The sequence below is a fragment of the Paenibacillus eucommiae genome, assembly GCF_017874215.1.
Lineage (GTDB): Bacteria > Bacillota > Bacilli > Paenibacillales > NBRC-103111 > Paenibacillus_AI > Paenibacillus_AI eucommiae.
Genome location: NZ_JAGGLB010000066.1, coordinates 1 through 16669, shown reverse-complemented (window position 1 = coordinate 16669; position 16669 = coordinate 1). Strand labels below are relative to the sequence as shown.

20 protein-coding genes are annotated in these 16669 nt (G+C 43.7%); 18 read left to right on the top strand and 2 right to left on the bottom strand.

The window, feature by feature from the left end; genetic code table 11:
- The 4 genes from J2Z66_RS41970 to J2Z66_RS41955 all read left to right on the top strand — a co-directional run.
- The coding region (locus J2Z66_RS41970) for an IMP dehydrogenase (protein WP_209980004.1) at positions 1 to 517 on the top strand (517 nt) is incomplete at its 5' end.
- 146 nt (positions 518 to 663) lie between these two features.
- Positions 664 to 846, top strand: coding sequence for an Imm53 family immunity protein (locus J2Z66_RS44270; protein ID WP_209980006.1), 183 nt, complete (start codon positions 664 to 666; stop codon positions 844 to 846).
- 320 nt (positions 847 to 1166) lie between these two features.
- Positions 1167 to 2018 carry a nucleotidyltransferase domain-containing protein gene (locus J2Z66_RS41960; protein WP_209980001.1) on the top strand — a complete coding sequence of 284 codons (852 nt, stop codon included), beginning with the start codon at positions 1167 to 1169 and terminating at the stop codon, positions 2016 to 2018.
- Between the two features lie 221 nt (positions 2019 to 2239).
- Positions 2240 to 2716 carry a VOC family protein gene (locus tag J2Z66_RS41955; RefSeq protein ID WP_209979999.1) on the top strand — a complete coding sequence of 159 codons (477 nt, stop codon included), beginning with the start codon at positions 2240 to 2242 and terminating at the stop codon, positions 2714 to 2716.
- A gap of 276 nt (positions 2717 to 2992) precedes the next feature.
- Here the strand turns inward: J2Z66_RS41955 and J2Z66_RS41950 are convergent, their stop codons facing one another.
- Positions 2993 to 3502, bottom strand: coding sequence for a DUF4097 family beta strand repeat-containing protein (locus J2Z66_RS41950; RefSeq protein ID WP_209979997.1), 510 nt, complete (start codon positions 3500 to 3502; stop codon positions 2993 to 2995).
- A 417-nt stretch (positions 3503 to 3919) separates the two neighbouring features.
- Between J2Z66_RS41950 and J2Z66_RS41945 the strand changes: the two genes are divergently transcribed.
- From J2Z66_RS41945 to J2Z66_RS41900, 11 genes are all read left to right on the top strand, one after another.
- A complete protein-coding gene (locus J2Z66_RS41945; RefSeq protein WP_209979995.1) occupies positions 3920 to 4693 on the top strand; it encodes a MerR family transcriptional regulator in 774 nt (257 codons plus the stop codon).
- Positions 4687 to 5346, top strand: a complete 660-nt coding sequence (locus J2Z66_RS41940; RefSeq protein ID WP_376774573.1) for a GAP family protein — start codon at positions 4687 to 4689, stop codon at positions 5344 to 5346. The genes J2Z66_RS41945 and J2Z66_RS41940 overlap by 7 nt, the downstream gene beginning before the upstream one ends.
- Before the next feature lie 286 nt (positions 5347 to 5632).
- Positions 5633 to 6274, top strand: a complete 642-nt coding sequence (locus J2Z66_RS41935) for a TetR/AcrR family transcriptional regulator (protein ID WP_209979991.1) — start codon at positions 5633 to 5635, stop codon at positions 6272 to 6274.
- Between the two features lie 14 nt (positions 6275 to 6288).
- Positions 6289 to 6471 carry a DUF2197 domain-containing protein gene (locus J2Z66_RS44335; RefSeq protein ID WP_446686408.1) on the top strand — a complete coding sequence of 61 codons (183 nt, stop codon included), beginning with the start codon at positions 6289 to 6291 and terminating at the stop codon, positions 6469 to 6471.
- Positions 6472 to 6736: 265 nt separating this feature from the next.
- Positions 6737 to 7195 (top strand): hypothetical protein, encoded by a 459-nt coding sequence (locus J2Z66_RS41930; RefSeq protein WP_209979989.1) that lies wholly within the window; start codon positions 6737 to 6739, stop codon positions 7193 to 7195.
- A 274-nt stretch (positions 7196 to 7469) separates the two neighbouring features.
- Positions 7470 to 7895, top strand: a complete 426-nt coding sequence (locus tag J2Z66_RS41925; protein ID WP_209979987.1) for an NUDIX hydrolase — start codon at positions 7470 to 7472, stop codon at positions 7893 to 7895.
- A 157-nt stretch (positions 7896 to 8052) separates the two neighbouring features.
- Positions 8053 to 8466 carry a VOC family protein gene (locus J2Z66_RS41920; RefSeq protein WP_209979985.1) on the top strand — a complete coding sequence of 138 codons (414 nt, stop codon included), beginning with the start codon at positions 8053 to 8055 and terminating at the stop codon, positions 8464 to 8466.
- A 220-nt stretch (positions 8467 to 8686) separates the two neighbouring features.
- Positions 8687 to 9121 (top strand): VOC family protein, encoded by a 435-nt coding sequence (locus tag J2Z66_RS41915; RefSeq protein WP_209979983.1) that lies wholly within the window; start codon positions 8687 to 8689, stop codon positions 9119 to 9121.
- Positions 9122 to 9569: 448 nt separating this feature from the next.
- A complete protein-coding gene (locus J2Z66_RS41910) occupies positions 9570 to 11108 on the top strand; it encodes an RNA polymerase sigma factor (protein WP_209979981.1) in 1539 nt (512 codons plus the stop codon).
- An 83-nt stretch (positions 11109 to 11191) separates the two neighbouring features.
- Complete coding sequence (locus J2Z66_RS41905) at positions 11192 to 11959, top strand: VOC family protein (RefSeq protein ID WP_209979978.1); 768 nt, start codon at positions 11192 to 11194, stop codon at positions 11957 to 11959.
- A gap of 293 nt (positions 11960 to 12252) precedes the next feature.
- Positions 12253 to 12789, top strand: coding sequence for a dihydrofolate reductase family protein (locus J2Z66_RS41900; RefSeq protein WP_209979975.1), 537 nt, complete (start codon positions 12253 to 12255; stop codon positions 12787 to 12789).
- 316 nt (positions 12790 to 13105) lie between these two features.
- Here J2Z66_RS41900 and J2Z66_RS41895 read toward each other — a convergent pair whose 3' ends face one another.
- Positions 13106 to 13696: a TetR/AcrR family transcriptional regulator gene (locus tag J2Z66_RS41895; protein ID WP_209979973.1), complete on the bottom strand. Its 591-nt coding sequence runs from the start codon at positions 13694 to 13696 to the stop codon at positions 13106 to 13108.
- A gap of 189 nt (positions 13697 to 13885) precedes the next feature.
- Between J2Z66_RS41895 and J2Z66_RS41890 the strand changes: the two genes are divergently transcribed.
- The 3 genes from J2Z66_RS41890 (at position 13886) to J2Z66_RS41880 (ending at position 16648) form a co-directional block, all read left to right on the top strand.
- The gene (locus tag J2Z66_RS41890) at positions 13886 to 14548 is read left to right on the top strand and encodes a nitroreductase family protein (protein WP_209979971.1); all 663 of its coding nucleotides are present in this window, start codon (positions 13886 to 13888) and stop codon (positions 14546 to 14548) included.
- A 451-nt stretch (positions 14549 to 14999) separates the two neighbouring features.
- Positions 15000 to 15335 (top strand): 2'-5' RNA ligase family protein, encoded by a 336-nt coding sequence (locus tag J2Z66_RS41885; RefSeq protein ID WP_209979969.1) that lies wholly within the window; start codon positions 15000 to 15002, stop codon positions 15333 to 15335.
- A 356-nt stretch (positions 15336 to 15691) separates the two neighbouring features.
- On the top strand, positions 15692 to 16648 hold the full coding sequence (locus tag J2Z66_RS41880; protein WP_209979967.1) for a sigma-70 family RNA polymerase sigma factor: 957 nt from the start codon (positions 15692 to 15694) through the stop codon (positions 16646 to 16648).
- Positions 16649 to 16669: the final 21 nt, after the last annotated feature.

Sequence of the window (16669 nt, the reverse complement as noted above, 5' to 3'; positions counted from 1 at the left end):
AGGTCAAGCTACCGCATTAATTGAGGTAGCGAAGGCTCGTGATGAATATTTTAATGAGACAGGAATCTATGTACCAATTTGTTCTGATGGAGGTATTGTACACGATTATCACATTACATTGGCACTAGCTATGGGAGCAGATTTTCTAATGTTAGGAAGATATTTTGCCCGATTTGATGAAAGCCCCACTGAAAAAGTGAATATAAACGGTAATTACATGAAGGAGTATTGGGGAGAAGGAAGTACAAGGGCAAAAAATTGGCAGAGATATGACTTAGGCGGTGACGAAAAGCTTTCTTTTGAAGAAGGAGTTGATTCGTTTGTACCATATGCAGGAAGTTTAGAAGATAATGTTGGACTTTCTTTAAGTAAAGTACGTTCAACAATGTGTAATTGTGGTTACCTGACACTTCCTGAACTACAAAAAAATGCTAAGATAACCTTAGTTTCTTCTACAAGTATTGTTGAGGGTAGTGCACACGATGTTCTACTTAAAGATAGTCGTCAGATATTTTAACAAATAATTGTTAGCGAATCCCTTACTGGATATATTAGATTTTTTATATAAATGAACAGTAGCTTTAGTATGTTAAGGAACTATGATTACAGTTCCTTTTTTCTTTATACTATTTATACTGATTATGTTTCTTTAGATCCTTTAATATTCTTAGCGTATGTTTTCCGCGTTTTGTTGGTACTACCCCAGAAAAGTGGTACGCAGAGAATTGTGATGGTGATTGGGAACATTGCTATGGAATTAGAGTTTCAACAATTGATAATCTAGGATGGGCTATTGACATTCAATTGGAAGGGACGTATCTGGAAGATATGGACTTTAGACATTGAAACTTGAACGTTCCGATACTGATTGGATTTACTGAAACGTAAGTGATAATTTATTCAAGGGTAGGGGAGGAAACGCTAACTTGGAGGAGCTTCTATTACTTTTTCAAGAGTGGTCTTCGATAAAAGCAATTAACTGTCGAGTACGAATGCTAAACTAACGGGCACGTTATTTGAACGAAACAAGGAGCAGTTTGCCGCGGCATTTGCTCCTTGTTTTTATTAAACTAATGGGCAATTTTGTATAAACAGATCTTTCCCTACTCAGTAGGAACAAAATTGATTATTATTATGTTTAGACATATTTGAATGGAGTGAGAGGTATGGATGTGCAAAGTATTATTTCCAAAATTATTGATTGTCTTAAGCAAATCGACGGTGTGCAGGCTCTGGTTCTAGGTGGTTCAAGAGCTAGGGGGACTGAAAACCCCAACTCTGATATTGATATTGGAATTTATTATAACCTAAACAATGGGTTAGACATAGCCCACCTTGATCGGATAGCTTCCACCTTGGATGACGATAATAGAGTCAATTTAATAACAGAAATCGGTGGCTGGGGGCCATGGATAAATGGTGGTGGTTGGCTGAAAGTGAATCAACAACCGGTCGATTTTTTATACCGTGATCTTAATAAAGTGTCAAAAGTAATTGACAAATGTCTCAGAGGGGATATCACAATCGAGTATCAACCGGGACATCCTCATGGATTTATCAATTCTATATATTTAGCTGAAATCGCATTGTGTAGGATTTTATGGGACCCAACAGGTCTTGTTGGAGAAATGAAGTCTAGAACAAATCCATACTCGCACGTTTTGCAAAAAGCAGTTATTCAAAAATTCTTATGGGAAGCGAATTTCTCCTTAGAGATTGGGAAAAAAGGTATCTATAAAAATGATTTATCTTACATTGCTGGATGTTGTTTTAGATCAGTCTCTTGTGTAAATCAGGTTTTGTTTGCACTTAATGAAACATACTGGATGAACGAAAAAGGAGCTGCTGCTATCGTCGATACTTTTAGCATGGTCCCAAGCAATTACTCCCATAGAATAAACAAGATATTGACCTTAGTGACAGAAGATCAGGCCGGATTGGAGAAGGCTCTAAGCCTGTTACATGATCTGATTCACGAAACAGACAATCTAGTGAAAAATAAAAATCTGCTGAACTAACGGGACACATTAGTTGAACAAAACAAGGAGCAGTTGCCGCGGCAGTTGCTCCTTGTTTTTATTACGCTAACGGGCAGGATAGTTCCAATACATGGTATTATAAATCGGCATCTGCAATTGTGGCTCTTAAGAAAATTTATAAAAGGAAATCGTTACAAGGGAACAAATGTACAGTATTCTATTTGTAGCATTGGTAATTTATTTAAGTGGAGGGGATATTTTTGAGCCAAAATCAAGCAGAAGAAATTCAACTAGAAAACAAGTTGGAGGACATTACAGGAATCACATGTATTTACGTTCCTGTGCAGGATGTCTACGAATCCGTGGAATGGTATCGAAAAAATCTCGGCTGCAGACAACCTAGAGCACACGAACAAGTTAAGCCTGGTTCGGGAATTGCGATTTTGCGTTTTCCTGATCATGGAGATAAGCTACAAGATGCTGGCCTAAGAACTACGGTTCCCGCTATGTTTCTAGTTCAATCAAACTTAGAAGGTGGCCGATTAGGATTTACCCACAATAACGGTGATCGTGCCGCTGTCGGCTGTTTCATAACCCCGCGCATTCAGGAGTTGTATAAGCGGTTTAAGCAAAACGGGGTGCGCATAGTAAGCGATATTCCGGAAGGACGAGAATGTGGACCTAACTTTCAGTTCTATGATCTGGATGGAAACTTGTGGGAAGTTTGGCAGCCATAATTGTTAATTTTAGTCATACGCTAACGGAAAAGATTAGTGGATTCTCCATAAACGGCAGCCGGCAAATAAATTTGATCGGCTGCCGTTGTTCATTGAGATCATTAAGCTATCGGGATACGATAGCGGAGGAATAATATCAGAAGCCTGCTTCCCTTAGAAAGATGGAAGCAGGCCTCTTTTGTTGATTGCCTGTCAATTGGTTAGGGAAACTTGTCCCTTGAATGACTTCATTATGGCCTTTGCGATCATAGCTGTTCAAAATGTTTTATTTAATTGTTATATTTCCAGAAGTTGTTTGGAGTTGAAATGAACGCTGCCACTTTTGACAGAAACATTAATGTCACTATTTATTTCTATGTAGTCAAGCGCTACATTTCCGCTACTTCCTTTAATATTGAGTTTTTGCGTGTTCAGATTTCTTATCTTTACGTTGCCTGAAGAGCCGTCAATCGTTACTTTTCCCTCATATTGTGTCGGAATACGGATGGATAGCTGAGGCATTCTCCCGATATTTAACATGCGTCTGACATGCTTCAGCCGAATTTTGATTTTTTGTTTCCCTTCCTCAATAACGATTTCCGGTCCATTATTATTCATAAGTAAGGAAGCTTCAAGTGATTCAATGTTTGCTGATTCTACTTTTAATGTTGTGCTGCCATGGTCAATATGGAGGATATCTACTTCCTCTAGTGAAATTGTTCGCAGATCTTCTTTTTCTTCATTATTACTACAGGCACTAAGAAAAAGCATACCCACGAATAGAAGAAAAAAGTAATATTTATTCATATCATCACCTCTTAATAATTGTATTGTGAAAATGATTATAAAGATTACGTTGCGTCAACATCAAGCTATTTTTGTCGACCTTTATGGGAGATATACTTTACTTTCTAATAATAAAATACTTGAAAGTGACGTAACGTCATTTTGTATAATAGGGCTAATGCTGAAACTTTTCCTGAGTGATGTCGATTAAATCAGCTAATTGAGGGGGAGAAGAGATTTATACAAAGGGGATGATAGATATGAAACAAGGAGATATCATTATTTATGCCTGTGTCATTATAGGAGCAGGGGTTGGACTTATGCTTGATCAAGCATTTCTGGGAGCATTAGTCGGACTAGGATTGGATATTTAATTAAATATGCTGTAAGTAAAGATAAAGAGAAATAGTATTTATCAATCATCGGAGGTGTCTGTACTTGATTCATATTAAAGAAGTTGCGAAACAAACGAAGATCACGGTCAGAACACTTCGGTACTATGATCAGATCGGGTTATTGACAGCTTCATCCAAAACAGAAGGGGGACATCGCCTATATTCAGAAGAGGATTTAAAGAAACTACAATATATCCAATTTTTAAAAGGAATGGGTTACAGTTTGCAAGATATTCGAGATATGCTATCTGATTCTAAATGGGATTGGTCGATTAGTTTGAAAAGCCAGTTAGTTTATATCATTGAAGAGCAAGAAAGATTAAAGAGTATAGAGTCGTCACTGCGGGAATTGATAAATGGTATTGCAGTCGAAGGTGGGGATCACCATATTGCGATACAGAAACTTATTCAGCTATGGAATCAAAATAAAAAAAGATTACTTCCCTTCAAGGAGAGCATGTTTAATGATAAGGAGATTAAGGTTTGGACAAAGCTTCCAAAAATGAATGGAGAAGACCCTGATTCTCTGGAGTGGATTGCACTGCTAGGTCAGATAAAACGACATATAAAGGAGGATCCTGCCTCATCAAGAGTGCAAGGCATAATACGGCGTATGCTGGAAAAACAAGTGGAAGAATTTAAAGATGAAGACGAGTTTATTAATAAGTTATGGGATTTACGGAAATGTCCAAAGCAATCTGAGATGCTCGGACTTTATCCTATAGAAAAGGAAGTGCTTGATTTTATGGAGCGAGCATATCATATTCACATTTCTTCCCTACAGGACTCTTCCATCGAACAAGGAGGAGAATCGTGAGTTTTGAATTACTTTTTATGGTAGGGGGATTAGCCCTATTAGATATGCTAAGTCCAGCTACTTTGGGGGTAACGGTATATTTGCTGTTAACTGAAAAAGAGCGATTAAGGTCACGTTTAATGATTTATTTAGTGACAGTCGCAGCATTTTATTTTTTAGTAGGTGTTGCTTTCATGTTAGGCCTAGATGTTTTACTGGCGGCTTTCTCCTCCATCTTTCAAAATAGGATCGTAAGTTGGGTTATGCTGATCATTGGGGGGATTCTGTTTATTGCTAGCTTTTACTATCCTAAGAGTAAAAAATCGGATTTGCCAAGGCCGAAGTCAAAAAGTAAGACATCCATGATTGCACTCGGGTTCACAACATCTTTGATTGAGGTGGGTACAGCGTTTCCTTATTTTGCTGCGATTGGTCTTATGACGAGCTCAAATTTAGCAGTTTTGCAGTGGCTCCCGATTTTAGCTGGTTATAATTTTATTATGGTGCTACCGCCATTAATCGTGTTTACATTGCATTTATTATTAGGACGAAAGATGCAAAGACCATTGGAAAGGCTTCGAATCAAGCTTGCGAAGCATTCAGGATCGGCTATTTCGTGGATCATGTGTATCATTGGGCTGATTTTAATTTTTAATAGTTTGGACTATTTGTAAAGAGTTATATCGTATGGAGCTTTTAAAATAACAATGGATGATGAGAATACTTGGAATCTTATTGAAGAAAATCATGAGTATTTGGCAAGTTACGAATACATATCTTTAGAAAAAAAATGACCTTGTTAAGCATAAAACACCCTTCAAAGCCAAAGTAAGGATTCATCTTGATATTAAGCTAAAGGGCAGGTTAGTTGTATAAAGGGGTTTAAAAACCATTTAGATCATATTCACCTAAATGGTTTTTTTGTTTGATTTTTTTGTACGACTGTACTAAAATAAAAACATGAGTAAAAAAAAAGATCCAGCTAACCAAAAAAAAATGTCATTTATCGAAAAAGCCCGTAGAGCTCAAATTGTGGAATGTGCGATTGAGACAATCGCAGAAGTAGGTTTAACTCAAGCCTCTTTAGGAGAGATTGCAAAACGTGCGAAAATTAGTAAGGGGGTTATTTCTTACCACTTTGCAAATAAAGAGGAATTATTGGAGCAAATAAATATCGAATACTATATAGCTTGGCAATCATACATTGCTCCGCGAATAGAAGCCCAAAAATCTCCTAAAGAAATGCTTCGAGTATACATTGAATCCAATCTTGCATTTGTAGCTGAAAATCGGAAGCATGTTTTCGCTGTTATAGAATTGGTTTCTAAAACGATAACTGCTAATGGTAAACTTCAGTTTGCGGCAGAACACGATGAAGCCGTATTAGTTCCAATTGAAAATATTCTCACCCAAGGAATGCAAGAAGGGATATTTCGGGAATTTACCAAATCATCGGCAAGGGTAATGGCGTTAACAATAAGAAATGCCATTGACGGGTTCACCATGGAATTAATGAGAAAGCCCCATTTAGATGTTCAGGAATATACGAGAGAACTGGTTACAATCTTCGATATATCAACTAGAAAGCAGGGTGTCACTTAGGAGGGCGGATAACAATGTTTTACTATGAGGTACTTTGTTTTAGTTGTAAAAAAACATTCAAAGCATACGAAGGTTCGCTAAAATATGAGCAAGCAAAGGAAAGAAAGGTTAAGTATTTTTGTTGCGAAGAATGCGCTGATAAAATACGCATTGAAGCTATATTGAGTTTTATGAACAGGATAAATCGTAATTTTTGATTTTCTCAACGATTATCGTCAAATATTGCACTAAAACGCCGCGGCAACAATTAAACCGAGCAACTCCGTCTTTACGAATTTTTCTTATGAGGATTAAACTAACGGGTAACGTTAGTTGAACGATACAAGGGAGCAGTTTGCCGCGGCAGTTGCTCCTTGTTTTTATTAAGCTAACGGGCAGTTATGCTTAACAAGATACTGTGATAAAATGAATACATTAATTGATCTAAGACTGTTCGTGTTGGTGATCTTTAAAAGGGGTTTTATGAGAAAACTAAGAAAACACTTGTTGAATCTAGCTTTGGGTGAGTTAGTAGCGGCTTTTTCTTTTTTGGTTGTATTTAAACTTTATTTAGATTTAGGATTCGCAAGCTTGCTTGCGTTTTCATTTCTTGTGTTGCAGTTAATTCAAGGTGTGCTATATTGGGTATTTAGATCTCAATCATTAGGTAAAGAGAAATCATTGTTAATGCGGAAAACCCTAATCGTGCTGAGAAGAATGAATCTTCTTTTGGCTGTGTTAGTTGTTATTTTATTGTTAATGCTTGCACAGAATAAAAGAGACCTGTTTTTTGGTATGTTAATTTATGTTTTTTCCGTGATAGAATACATAAATTACTATTGGTATCGTTTAAGCTATGGGAAGTCGGGTTTCAATATCAAATTGCTTATTCAAGCTGGTTTAAAGCCATCGAGTATTCATAAATTATTAAAAAGAAAATAATTCTCTAAACTATCGGATAATGAGAATTTATTAACAAAAGGCTACCAACATAAGCGGTAGCCTTTTCAGCTAACGGGAAACGATAGCTGAATAAACACCTAGGACGAGGCTGCCGACATGAACGGCAGCCTCCTCGTTAAGCTAACGGGCAGATTTGCTTAATAAACACCTACAAAGGCGCCAGCAGATCGGCAGATTTTTCTAACCTAGACAGGCAGTTTAGTTGAATAGATTATAAAACGTATCATCCATATGGTGAATAATGGAGTCTTGAGTGCGGGGCGTTTTTCGATTGGACAACCAGTATGGAGCCTGCGTTCTATTGTGTAGTAAGCAAAGACTGTTATTACAACTTAGAACGGATAACGGATTATGGGGACTGCCTGGTGGTTCTATGGAACCTGGGGAATCTTTAGAAGAGGTTGCAAAAAGGGAACTGCTTGAGGAAACAGGATTGGAAGCCAGGAGCCTTGAATTATTTAACATATTCTCTGGAAAAGACCTGTACTATAAATATCCTCATGGTGATGAAGTATATAATGTTGTGTTCGCCTACGTATGCTCTGATTTTGAAGGAGCCCTTAAAGAAGACGGAGTCGAAGTACAAGAATTAAGATTCTTTAGCTATTCTGAAATTCCAAACGAATTATCTCCCCCAGACAAACCTGTAATTTATAAGTTCCTCGAATCGTTAACCTAGCGGGTAACGATAGCTCAATGACACTCGGTTCCAACAAAAAATCCATATTGATAAAAAAAGCCTAATCTGGTTCGTATGGGTATAAACTGAAGTCCGTTCCAAATGTGCAATAGTGATATATTGCAAATTAGAATCAAAAAATGAGGAGGAACCTGATATGAGTGAACAAGTTCAAGTAGACAAAAGTTGTCCTATTGATAGCAAGATTGGTGCGGTATTTGTACCCGTGACAAATATGAATTATTCAGTGAATTGGTACAAAAAACTGCTGGGTCACCCGTTAGATCCTAAGTTTGCTGATCATGAGAAATCGGAAGAAAGAACGGTTTATTCCATCCATTTGGGAGAGACAACACTTTTATTGGATAGTATGAATCGAGATGAGTTGAAGGCTAGCCCCAATCATCTCTTCTTTTTTAGCACAAAAGATATTTTAAAATCTTTTCAACATCTAGTAGAACTCCAAATAGAAATTGTAAACCCCAAAGAGAATGAAATAACCAAAGATTCCAGAGTCATCGTGATCAAGGACCCAGATGGAAACAGGATTATGATACATAGAGAAGGTTAGATTATTGCAAGATCCTAGCAGCTCAACTGTAAACGTTGCCGCGGCGGCCGGTTGTTACGCTAACTGGCAGTTACGCACTCAATTGCATTTGTAAAAGCCTAGCCACAGAAGGTGATACGCTAACGGGAAGGTTATCGTAGAAGGATAAGGAAAGTATTTACAGTAAAGTGTGTGCTTGTTATGATTAATAGAATAAATCTACAAGTTAGGAGTGTCAGTGATGGATCAACAATTAATGACTGACCAGAAGAAGCTTCTTAATGATGTTGTAGGAGTTGTCTCAATTTATGTTCGAGTATCAAACATTCAAAGATCGGTAGATTGGTATTCATTAAACCTTGGCTGTGAGGTTAAGCAACAGAATGATGGATATGCCAGTGTTCATCTACCTTGGGGAGCAACGTTGGATTTCTGGCAAGATGACAATGTGGTCATCCAAGAGTACCCGATCTTTTGTATATATATTAAGGAAATTAATCAGTATCATAAAAGACTGCTGATGAACGGAGTTTCATTAACTGAAATCGATGACCAGGGCGACTGCGGATACGTGTTTAAAGTTTTTGATCCTGATGGCCACGTACTGGATGTTTGGAGTGGCTATAAAGGCGAAGGAACTGGGGTGACAGAGAAGTTTCTTAGTCGCAACAAATAGTGTTCCGCAATAGAAGGAGTTTACTTCGTGGTAGCTCCTTTTTTGATGTACAACTAAAGTGCTGACTATCCTTTACTGAGCATGGTCTTTCTTCAAAACAGCCGTATTAGATAGCTTGGAGAACCGTATCACAGTGCCATTAAACTAACGGTTAACGCTAGTTGAACTAACAAAGAGCAGTTCGCCACGGCAGCTACTCCTTGTTTTCGTTAAGCTAATGGGCAGGATAGTGTAATAATCCTTATAATTAAGTATAATGACAATATTCATTTGGAAAAAGATGAGTACATATGGGGCTGCACCTGGATTGACCATTTCCGAAGAGCTCAAGAAGGGCACTATCGCCGTCGGCACGTTGCTTGCCAGCGTATTATCGGCATGAGCTTTGCGATCAGCAGCCTGAACATCTAAGTCGCACACTAACGGGCCGGAGGCGAGGTTAGACAACATGAACCAAACGGATATGATTAAGCGTGCGGCCGCTGGCGACCGGGACGCGCTGACGCAGTTGATGAACGCGTACAGGCAGGAGGCGGCGTTGTGGGCCCGCGATATTTTGCGGGACACTCATTTTGCCGAGGACGCGGTCCAGGAGTCGTTCCTGCGGCTGGCGGCCAAGCTCCCCGGCCTTCGGGATCCGGAGCGCTTCCGCCCCTGGCTGAGGAGGCTCGTTCGCCGAACGGCGATCAATATGCTGCGCGGCGCGGAGAACCGGACGAAGCCGTTCGGCGATCTGCCCGAATCGGCCGATCCGTACCTGGTCGGCCGTCCGGACGAACCGCTGCAGGAGATACTCCGCCGTGAATCGCGCCGTGAAGTGGCGGACCACTCGTTTGCCGCTTTGCGCGGCAAAGCGAAACGCGTCATGGACGCGATGGAGGAGGGACTGCAGCCGGATGAAGCCGCAGCGTTGCTCGGCATTACACGAAGCAACGTCTATAACCTGATTTCCCGTTCCCGTTCGAAGCTGAATGAGGATCGTTTTCGTATGGAAGTGGATCGTTATCTCTCCAGCCGCCAACGCGAAGGCAACCCGGGCCGCATCGTCCTCGAGGAACCCCGTTTTTCGCGTCCGTATGCGTTCCTGTCCGTCGCGCTGCTCGAAGTGCTGCGGTATGGCGGCGATACGGATCGGCCACTTACGACGATTATGGGGATGACGGGCGACGCGTTCCGGATCGGCATTTCCTCCGGATGTGACTGGCGGGGGTTGTCGACGTTCGACTGGAGCTTCGCTTTCTACGGTGCCGCGGAGCGTGTCGGGTGGAGCGCCCGATGCTTCGGGCGTCCCGGCCGACAACAGATCCTGCCGGAGCAGCAAGTCGGCGTGCTGCGGCTGATCCATGACGCCGTGGAGGCCAACAGGCCAGCCATCGTATGGAATCTGACGATCAACGAGTTTGACCTAGTCTTTGGGTACGACGACTCGGAACGGGTGCTGCTTTGCCGAAGCCACCGGCCCGGCGTGCATCGCTATACGTATGAGAGCCTGGGCAGAAGCCCCGAAAGTCCGGGGCTGTTTGCGGCCGTTCTGGACAGGCGGACGGGTGCTCCCTCTTCCCTCCACACTGTCCTCGCCGGCATCGTGAAGCAGATCCGAGGGGACGAGCCCCGCGTGTCCGGCTTTGTGTTCGGTCAGGCCGCTTACCGGGAATGGCAGAGCGCCGTTCTGGAAAACCGCCTAGATCCGCTTGGCCACGCCTATCAGGTGGCTCTCCTGTCGGAAGCCCGCGAGCATGCCTGCCATTATTTGGAACAGCTCTCCCGGGACCGGAGCATTCGCGGCGAAGCGAGGTCTCATTTAGTGGTCGCAAGCAAATTGTACAAGCAGATCGGTCGGATCATGCAGCAGTTGTATCCGTCTTTCCCGTTTGGCATGGGTGGCGTAACGTCGAACCGGGAACACATGGCGGCAGGGCTCAAGGCGGCGATGGAGGCAGAGGCGGAAGCGGCGGGATGTCTGGAGGCCGCGCTGGAGCGGCTGTAATTTTTTTTGGGTGGATTGATAGACATTTGCGTTTCGATGTGTCCTTGTGTTGAAGTCAACTTATTGTAGAGGAAGTGCAAGCTTTGACACACCTAATCAAGCCTGTTATTAGCACCTTATTTTTACCCGTACCCGATCTGAAGGCGTCTATCGAATGGTACGCGGACCTGTTTGAACAGCAGATCCGGCCGGACAAGACGGGAGGCGGCATCTACTGGGGCGTATCATTCGACGGCACCGGAATCATTCTTGACAGCAATATGTGGGGCTTCCCGCCGATGATCATGTTCGAATCGGTCCGGGATATCGATGCGTCGTACGACTTCTGCAAAGGCATGGGCTATTCGCATATCGGAGAACTGTACCGTGATTCCGATGTCGCACACTTCAACGTGGGCGGGAACATGGTGTGCTGGGCTGTAACGCACGAGCAGCCGCAGGTGCCTGCGGGCGATGCACACCCGCTGCTCACGAGGATCAGCCGCGTGATTGCGCATGGAGACAATGCGGCCGAGACGGAGAACTGGTACGCTGGCTTTTTGCGGAAAGACGTCCGACCGGATCCGGTGGTGCAAGGGTTGAATGGCATTGCGATGGACAAGGGCGCGGATCTGTTGGTCGATGACAACCAGCTGTCGCAGTCCGGCAAGGTGTATTACGAAAAGCTGCAGCTCGATCTGCGCGTCACCCCCGCCCTGGTGATCGATTCGCCGGATGTTGAATCGGCGAGAGCTCACGTGACCGCGAAAGACGCATCTGACGTTACCAGTATCGAGGAACGGATGGGCGCGGCATGCTTCACGTTCTATGACCCATATGGCAACGGGATCATGGTGCGACAAACGCGGTAAACAAGAAAGAGTATCTGTACCAGTATTATGGCCATCCGCTAAGGATGGTCTTTCTCATCCAAAAGTCATCTCTTTTGGGGGATTTTGTTCAACTAACGGGCAGAATTGTTTAATTTACCATCCTTCGTTAAATTAAATTTGTATTCGGTCAGGCCAGGACTGTGCACATTAGCAATCCATGAGAAACCGGACATGCTGTTGGATGATAAAATGTAGACATAAAGGAGGCTGCATATGGAACGTGTAATCTTGATGATGAATGTGCGAGAAAACCAGGGAGGAGAGTCAGTCGCATGGCAAAGATCGTTTTCGCATTGAACCAGTCTCTGGACGGATTCGTCGACCACGACCACACGGCATTTCAGCCCGACCCCGTGCTATTCCGTCATTTCATCGACGACGTGCGCGGCCTGGCGGGCAGCCTGTACGGGCGCCGCATGTACGAGACCATGCGGTATTGGGACGGAGACCATTTTGAATGGGATGCGCCGGAACGGGAATACGCAGCGGCGTGGCAAAGCAAACCGAAGTGGGTGGTGTCGAGGACGTTAAAGTCCGTCGGTCCGAACGCTTCTCTGATCGAGGGCGACCTCGCAGCGGCCATACGTGGGCTGAAGGCTCAGCATGAAGGGGAGATTGAAGTTGCCGGGCCGGAGTTGGCCCACAGTCTAACGGAGCTCGGTCTCGTTGATGAGTATCGACTCTATCTCCATCCAGTCGTGCTGGGCCACGGCAAGCCGTTCTTCGCCGGTCCGCGGCCGCCGCTGCGCCTCGTGGCAAGCGATCGAATTGGCGAGAAGGTGATCAGGTTGACCTACGTTCCAGCTTAGTTGTGCGGTTGACCCAGCGGCCTAAAGGGCACGTTACTTTAATAGGGATTCTCCGGCTGTAGCGGCAGTCAGAGGATCCCTTATTCTTTAAAATTTGTTCAGTTATGCGAAATGACATAGATATTTATGGAATTGACGATTGACCTAACGGGTACGATAGTTGAATGACAAAAAAAGCAGGCTAAGAATGATTGTTCCAGTCTTGGTGGGCTTTTTTTGTCATTCAACTCCCTGGGTATGATTTAGGGCAAGATTGTCCGGCAGATGGGCTGTTTAGTGGGTAGCCATTAAGCTAACGGGCAGGATAGAGCAATACCTACCCCAGCAGTTCTTTGGCTCCATTCATCAATAAGGGCGTAGTCTGTTTAACGAATGATTCCGCACTTATTAGACACCCCTCAATGTTCCAAACGTAAGCCGCACCATACATCCCCCAACTTAACATGATAGAAGCTGTATTTATTAAGAATTGCGCGTTTGGACTCGATAGCATCTTGTCTTTGTCTATAAAGGAAAGAAGTATCTTTTGAATTTTTTCCTTTATTTGAATTTCGAATACTGGTCCAAGCGATTCATACCTTCTTTTGCACATAGTGTCTAGACCCTTGTGAAAATCGCATACACCCAGAAAAATACTCTGAATTGTTTCTTCATTTAATGCTTCGTGACCGCTTATTCTACGATTTATAATTGTCATAAATGATTCCATTAGTTTGGCCTCAAGAATTTCGAATTTATCTACAAAATGCGCATAAAAAGTCGCTCTGTTAACAGTAGCCCGTTCTGCAATATCCCTAACGGTTATCGATTCAAAGTCTTTTTCTTGAATTAATGAAGCAAAAGCGTCTTGAAGGAGTCGCCGTGTACGTATCACACGAGGATCAGCTTCATTCTTTTTAATTGTCATGATTAAGATCTCCTCAATAAAACGACATTATAGAAATGGTGTTGTCTACACAACGGTTCATGGTTATTGATGATTGCGTACCATTCGAATATCATTATAACATGTAAATACAACGAATGTTGTTCAAACAACAAGTGTTGTATTGAAACAATATGCTGAATGCCGCTTTTCCCAAAGGAGGAGAGAACCATGTCGGTTTCACAACCGTCGCAAATGATGGAGCACCAACTTTTTTTTGATGTTATTCGAGAACGCCGGTCGGTTCGTAGCTATGATCCCGAGATCAAGATATCGCGGAAGGAATTGACCGAAACATTGCGGCAAGCCACGCTGGCTCCTTCAGCCGCTAACCTGCAGCCGTGGCGGTTTCTCGTTATCGACTCGCCGGAACTGAAGCAGAAGCTGCTTCCGATCGCATTCAATCAACAGCAAGTGGTCGAGGCTTCGGCTGTCATTGCGGTACTCGGAGATTTGGAGTGTTATAAAATGGCCGAGAAAATTTACGGAATGGCGGTCGATGCGGGCTTCATGCCTGCGGATACGGCAAAATCGATGGTTGAACGCTATACCGGCATGTATTCGAGCATGCCGCCCGAGGCCATCCGCCAAAAAATTTATACCGACGGTGGCCTAGTATCGATGCAACTCATGCTTGTCGCCCGCGCTAAAGGCTACGACACGGTACCGATGGGCGGTTACGACAAACAAAAGCTCATGGAAGCTTTCCGCATATCAGAACGCTACGTTCCGATTATGCTGATCGCCATCGGCAAGGTGGCGAAGCCCGGTCATCGGACGGTGAGGCTGGCAGTCGATGATGTAGCTTTCTTTAACGAAATGCCAAAGGAATAACAAAATGTAAAAGACCTTGGCGCCCGCATAAACAACGGCGAGCTAAGATCTTTTACAGGTTCTACGCATCAGATTAAAGCCCCGATCCAGGTATGTTTTGATTTGTCTCGCAGCATTGATATTTATATGAATTCGACCTCGCATACAAATGAAAGAGCGGTTAATGGCCGTACCAGCGTGATTGAGCTCAGGGAAAGCGTGACCTAGGAGGCTACGCATTTCGGCATTCTCCAACAACTAACATCCAACATTACCGAGTTCGAAAGGTAGGTGAGAAAATGCAGTACTTTTTAGGTATTGTTCCTCCAAATGAGTACAAAGAACAAATAGTCAAATTTCAAAATCGTTGGTCAAGTAATCGCATTTTGGATGTGGTGGAGCCTCATGTCACAGTTAAAGCCCAAGGAGGACTAAATCAGGACTTGGTCTGGATGAATAAAATCAAAGAGACTTGTTCTTCGTTTCTGAAACGGCGTCGTTCGGCAATTCTGTTGTCTACATAAGCGTTAAATCAAATATGATTTTTGAACTGCATAGGCGTTTAGTTGAAGCCGTAAAGCCCTCGCAGGAACAGATCCGACGATATTTTGAATTGGACAGTTACACACCACATTTTACATTGGGGCAAACATACTGGGGCATGAATGAAAAAGAAATAGAAGAGATGAAATCCGATGCAAGAAATGCGTTACCTCCTTTTCCGACCTTTTCTGTGACGCACGTTCGGGTATATAAAGAAGTCGAACCTGATAAGTACGTACCTTATGAAGATATTCGATTAGCTTAATCTCTTGATCAAATATAAACCATTACGCTAACGGGCATGGATATAAGATGTGAATGGAGTACCTGTTAGAAGAAAATAAAGTGTTAAACTAAGAAAATAAAGTATTAGACTGGTGCCCGTTGGTTACGCTAACGGGCAGGATAGCTCCAGTATTCAGGTCCTGGCGTGAGGTATTGTGAATTATTTCTAAAGTATAGACAAGGGTTAATTTATTGGTTATTGAATTATTAGTACGATCGTGCTAAATTTTTATCCATGAGTACTAAATCCCGCCTATTTATTCGGATTGAGACTGTCCGCTTCATTGTATATAATGAAGGTACCACCCTTCGGGGAGATCGTTAAGGGAGGCCGCGATGAACGAGACCGCATTTGACGAACCATTATTTGCAAGCTTGAAGCCGGGCTTAACCTCGTTCTGTTACCGAATGCTAGGCTCCATGGACGATGCGGACGATGCCGTTCAGGAGACAAGTATTCGGGTCTGGCAGAGCTGGAGCACGTTCAGACAGGATTCCTCGTTCAAAACTTGGGTCTATCGGATTGCCTCCAACCTGTGCTTGGACAAGCTGAGACAATCCAAACGCCGCGCGCTTCCCGTTGACCTGTTCGACCCGGCCGTCGCCATCGTCGAGCCGCGCGACACGCTGCCGGACTCTGCCTGGATCTGGCCGTCTCCCGACTTTGGGGGCAATCCGGAGGATCGGCTCGTCCGCAGAGATACCCTTCAACTGTGCTTCATCGCTCTCCTGCAGAACTTGCCTCCGCGGCAGCGCGCGGTACTCATTTTGAAGGATGTATTTGAATGGTCCTCCAAGCAGATCGCGGAAACGTTGGCGATGTCGCCGGCAGCGGTGAACAGCGCCTTGCAAAGAGCCCGAGAGACGATGGACCGGGCGCAGCTTCGCTCGGATGTGCTCAGCAGCATGGACGTTCAACCGGAGCAGCAGCTGCTGTCCCGGTATGTGGAGGCCTTCGAGCAATTCGATATTGCTGCGCTCGTCGCGTTGTTCCACGAGGAAGGCTGCATGTCGATGCCGCCCTTCGAGATGTGGATCCGCGGCAAGGAAGATTTGTCCGCCTTCTATTCGCTTACTCGCTGGCATTGCGAAGGTTCGCGATTTGTGCCCATTACGGTGAATGGCGGTTATCCGGCGTTGGCCCAGTATATGCCGGGCAAAGAGGGCTCTGGCCTGGTACCCTGGGGCATCCACGTCATCGAAACCAAAGAAAATCAAATCCTGCACGTTCAAAACTTCATTCATACGCCATTATTTTCGCGATTTGGGCTGCCTGAGCGAATTGACCAATGAATTTCGTCATTGGCTTACGTC

Coding starts and splice junctions, on each gene's coding strand:
- J2Z66_RS41960 (WP_209980001.1), top strand. CDS start 1,167: ATGGATGTGCAAAGTATTATTTCCAAAATTATTGATTGTCTTAAGCAA.
- J2Z66_RS41950 (WP_209979997.1), bottom strand. CDS start 3,502: ATGAATAAATATTACTTTTTTCTTCTATTCGTGGGTATGCTTTTTCTT.
- J2Z66_RS41935 (WP_209979991.1), top strand. CDS start 5,633: ATGAGTAAAAAAAAAGATCCAGCTAACCAAAAAAAAATGTCATTTATC.
- J2Z66_RS44335 (WP_446686408.1), top strand. CDS start 6,289: ATGTTTTACTATGAGGTACTTTGTTTTAGTTGTAAAAAAACATTCAAA.
- J2Z66_RS41930 (WP_209979989.1), top strand. CDS start 6,737: ATGAGAAAACTAAGAAAACACTTGTTGAATCTAGCTTTGGGTGAGTTA.
- J2Z66_RS41920 (WP_209979985.1), top strand. CDS start 8,053: ATGAGTGAACAAGTTCAAGTAGACAAAAGTTGTCCTATTGATAGCAAG.
- J2Z66_RS41915 (WP_209979983.1), top strand. CDS start 8,687: ATGGATCAACAATTAATGACTGACCAGAAGAAGCTTCTTAATGATGTT.
- J2Z66_RS41910 (WP_209979981.1), top strand. CDS start 9,570: ATGAACCAAACGGATATGATTAAGCGTGCGGCCGCTGGCGACCGGGAC.
- J2Z66_RS41900 (WP_209979975.1), top strand. CDS start 12,253: ATGGCAAAGATCGTTTTCGCATTGAACCAGTCTCTGGACGGATTCGTC.
- J2Z66_RS41895 (WP_209979973.1), bottom strand. CDS start 13,696: ATGACAATTAAAAAGAATGAAGCTGATCCTCGTGTGATACGTACACGG.
- J2Z66_RS41890 (WP_209979971.1), top strand. CDS start 13,886: ATGTCGGTTTCACAACCGTCGCAAATGATGGAGCACCAACTTTTTTTT.
- J2Z66_RS41880 (WP_209979967.1), top strand. CDS start 15,692: ATGAACGAGACCGCATTTGACGAACCATTATTTGCAAGCTTGAAGCCG.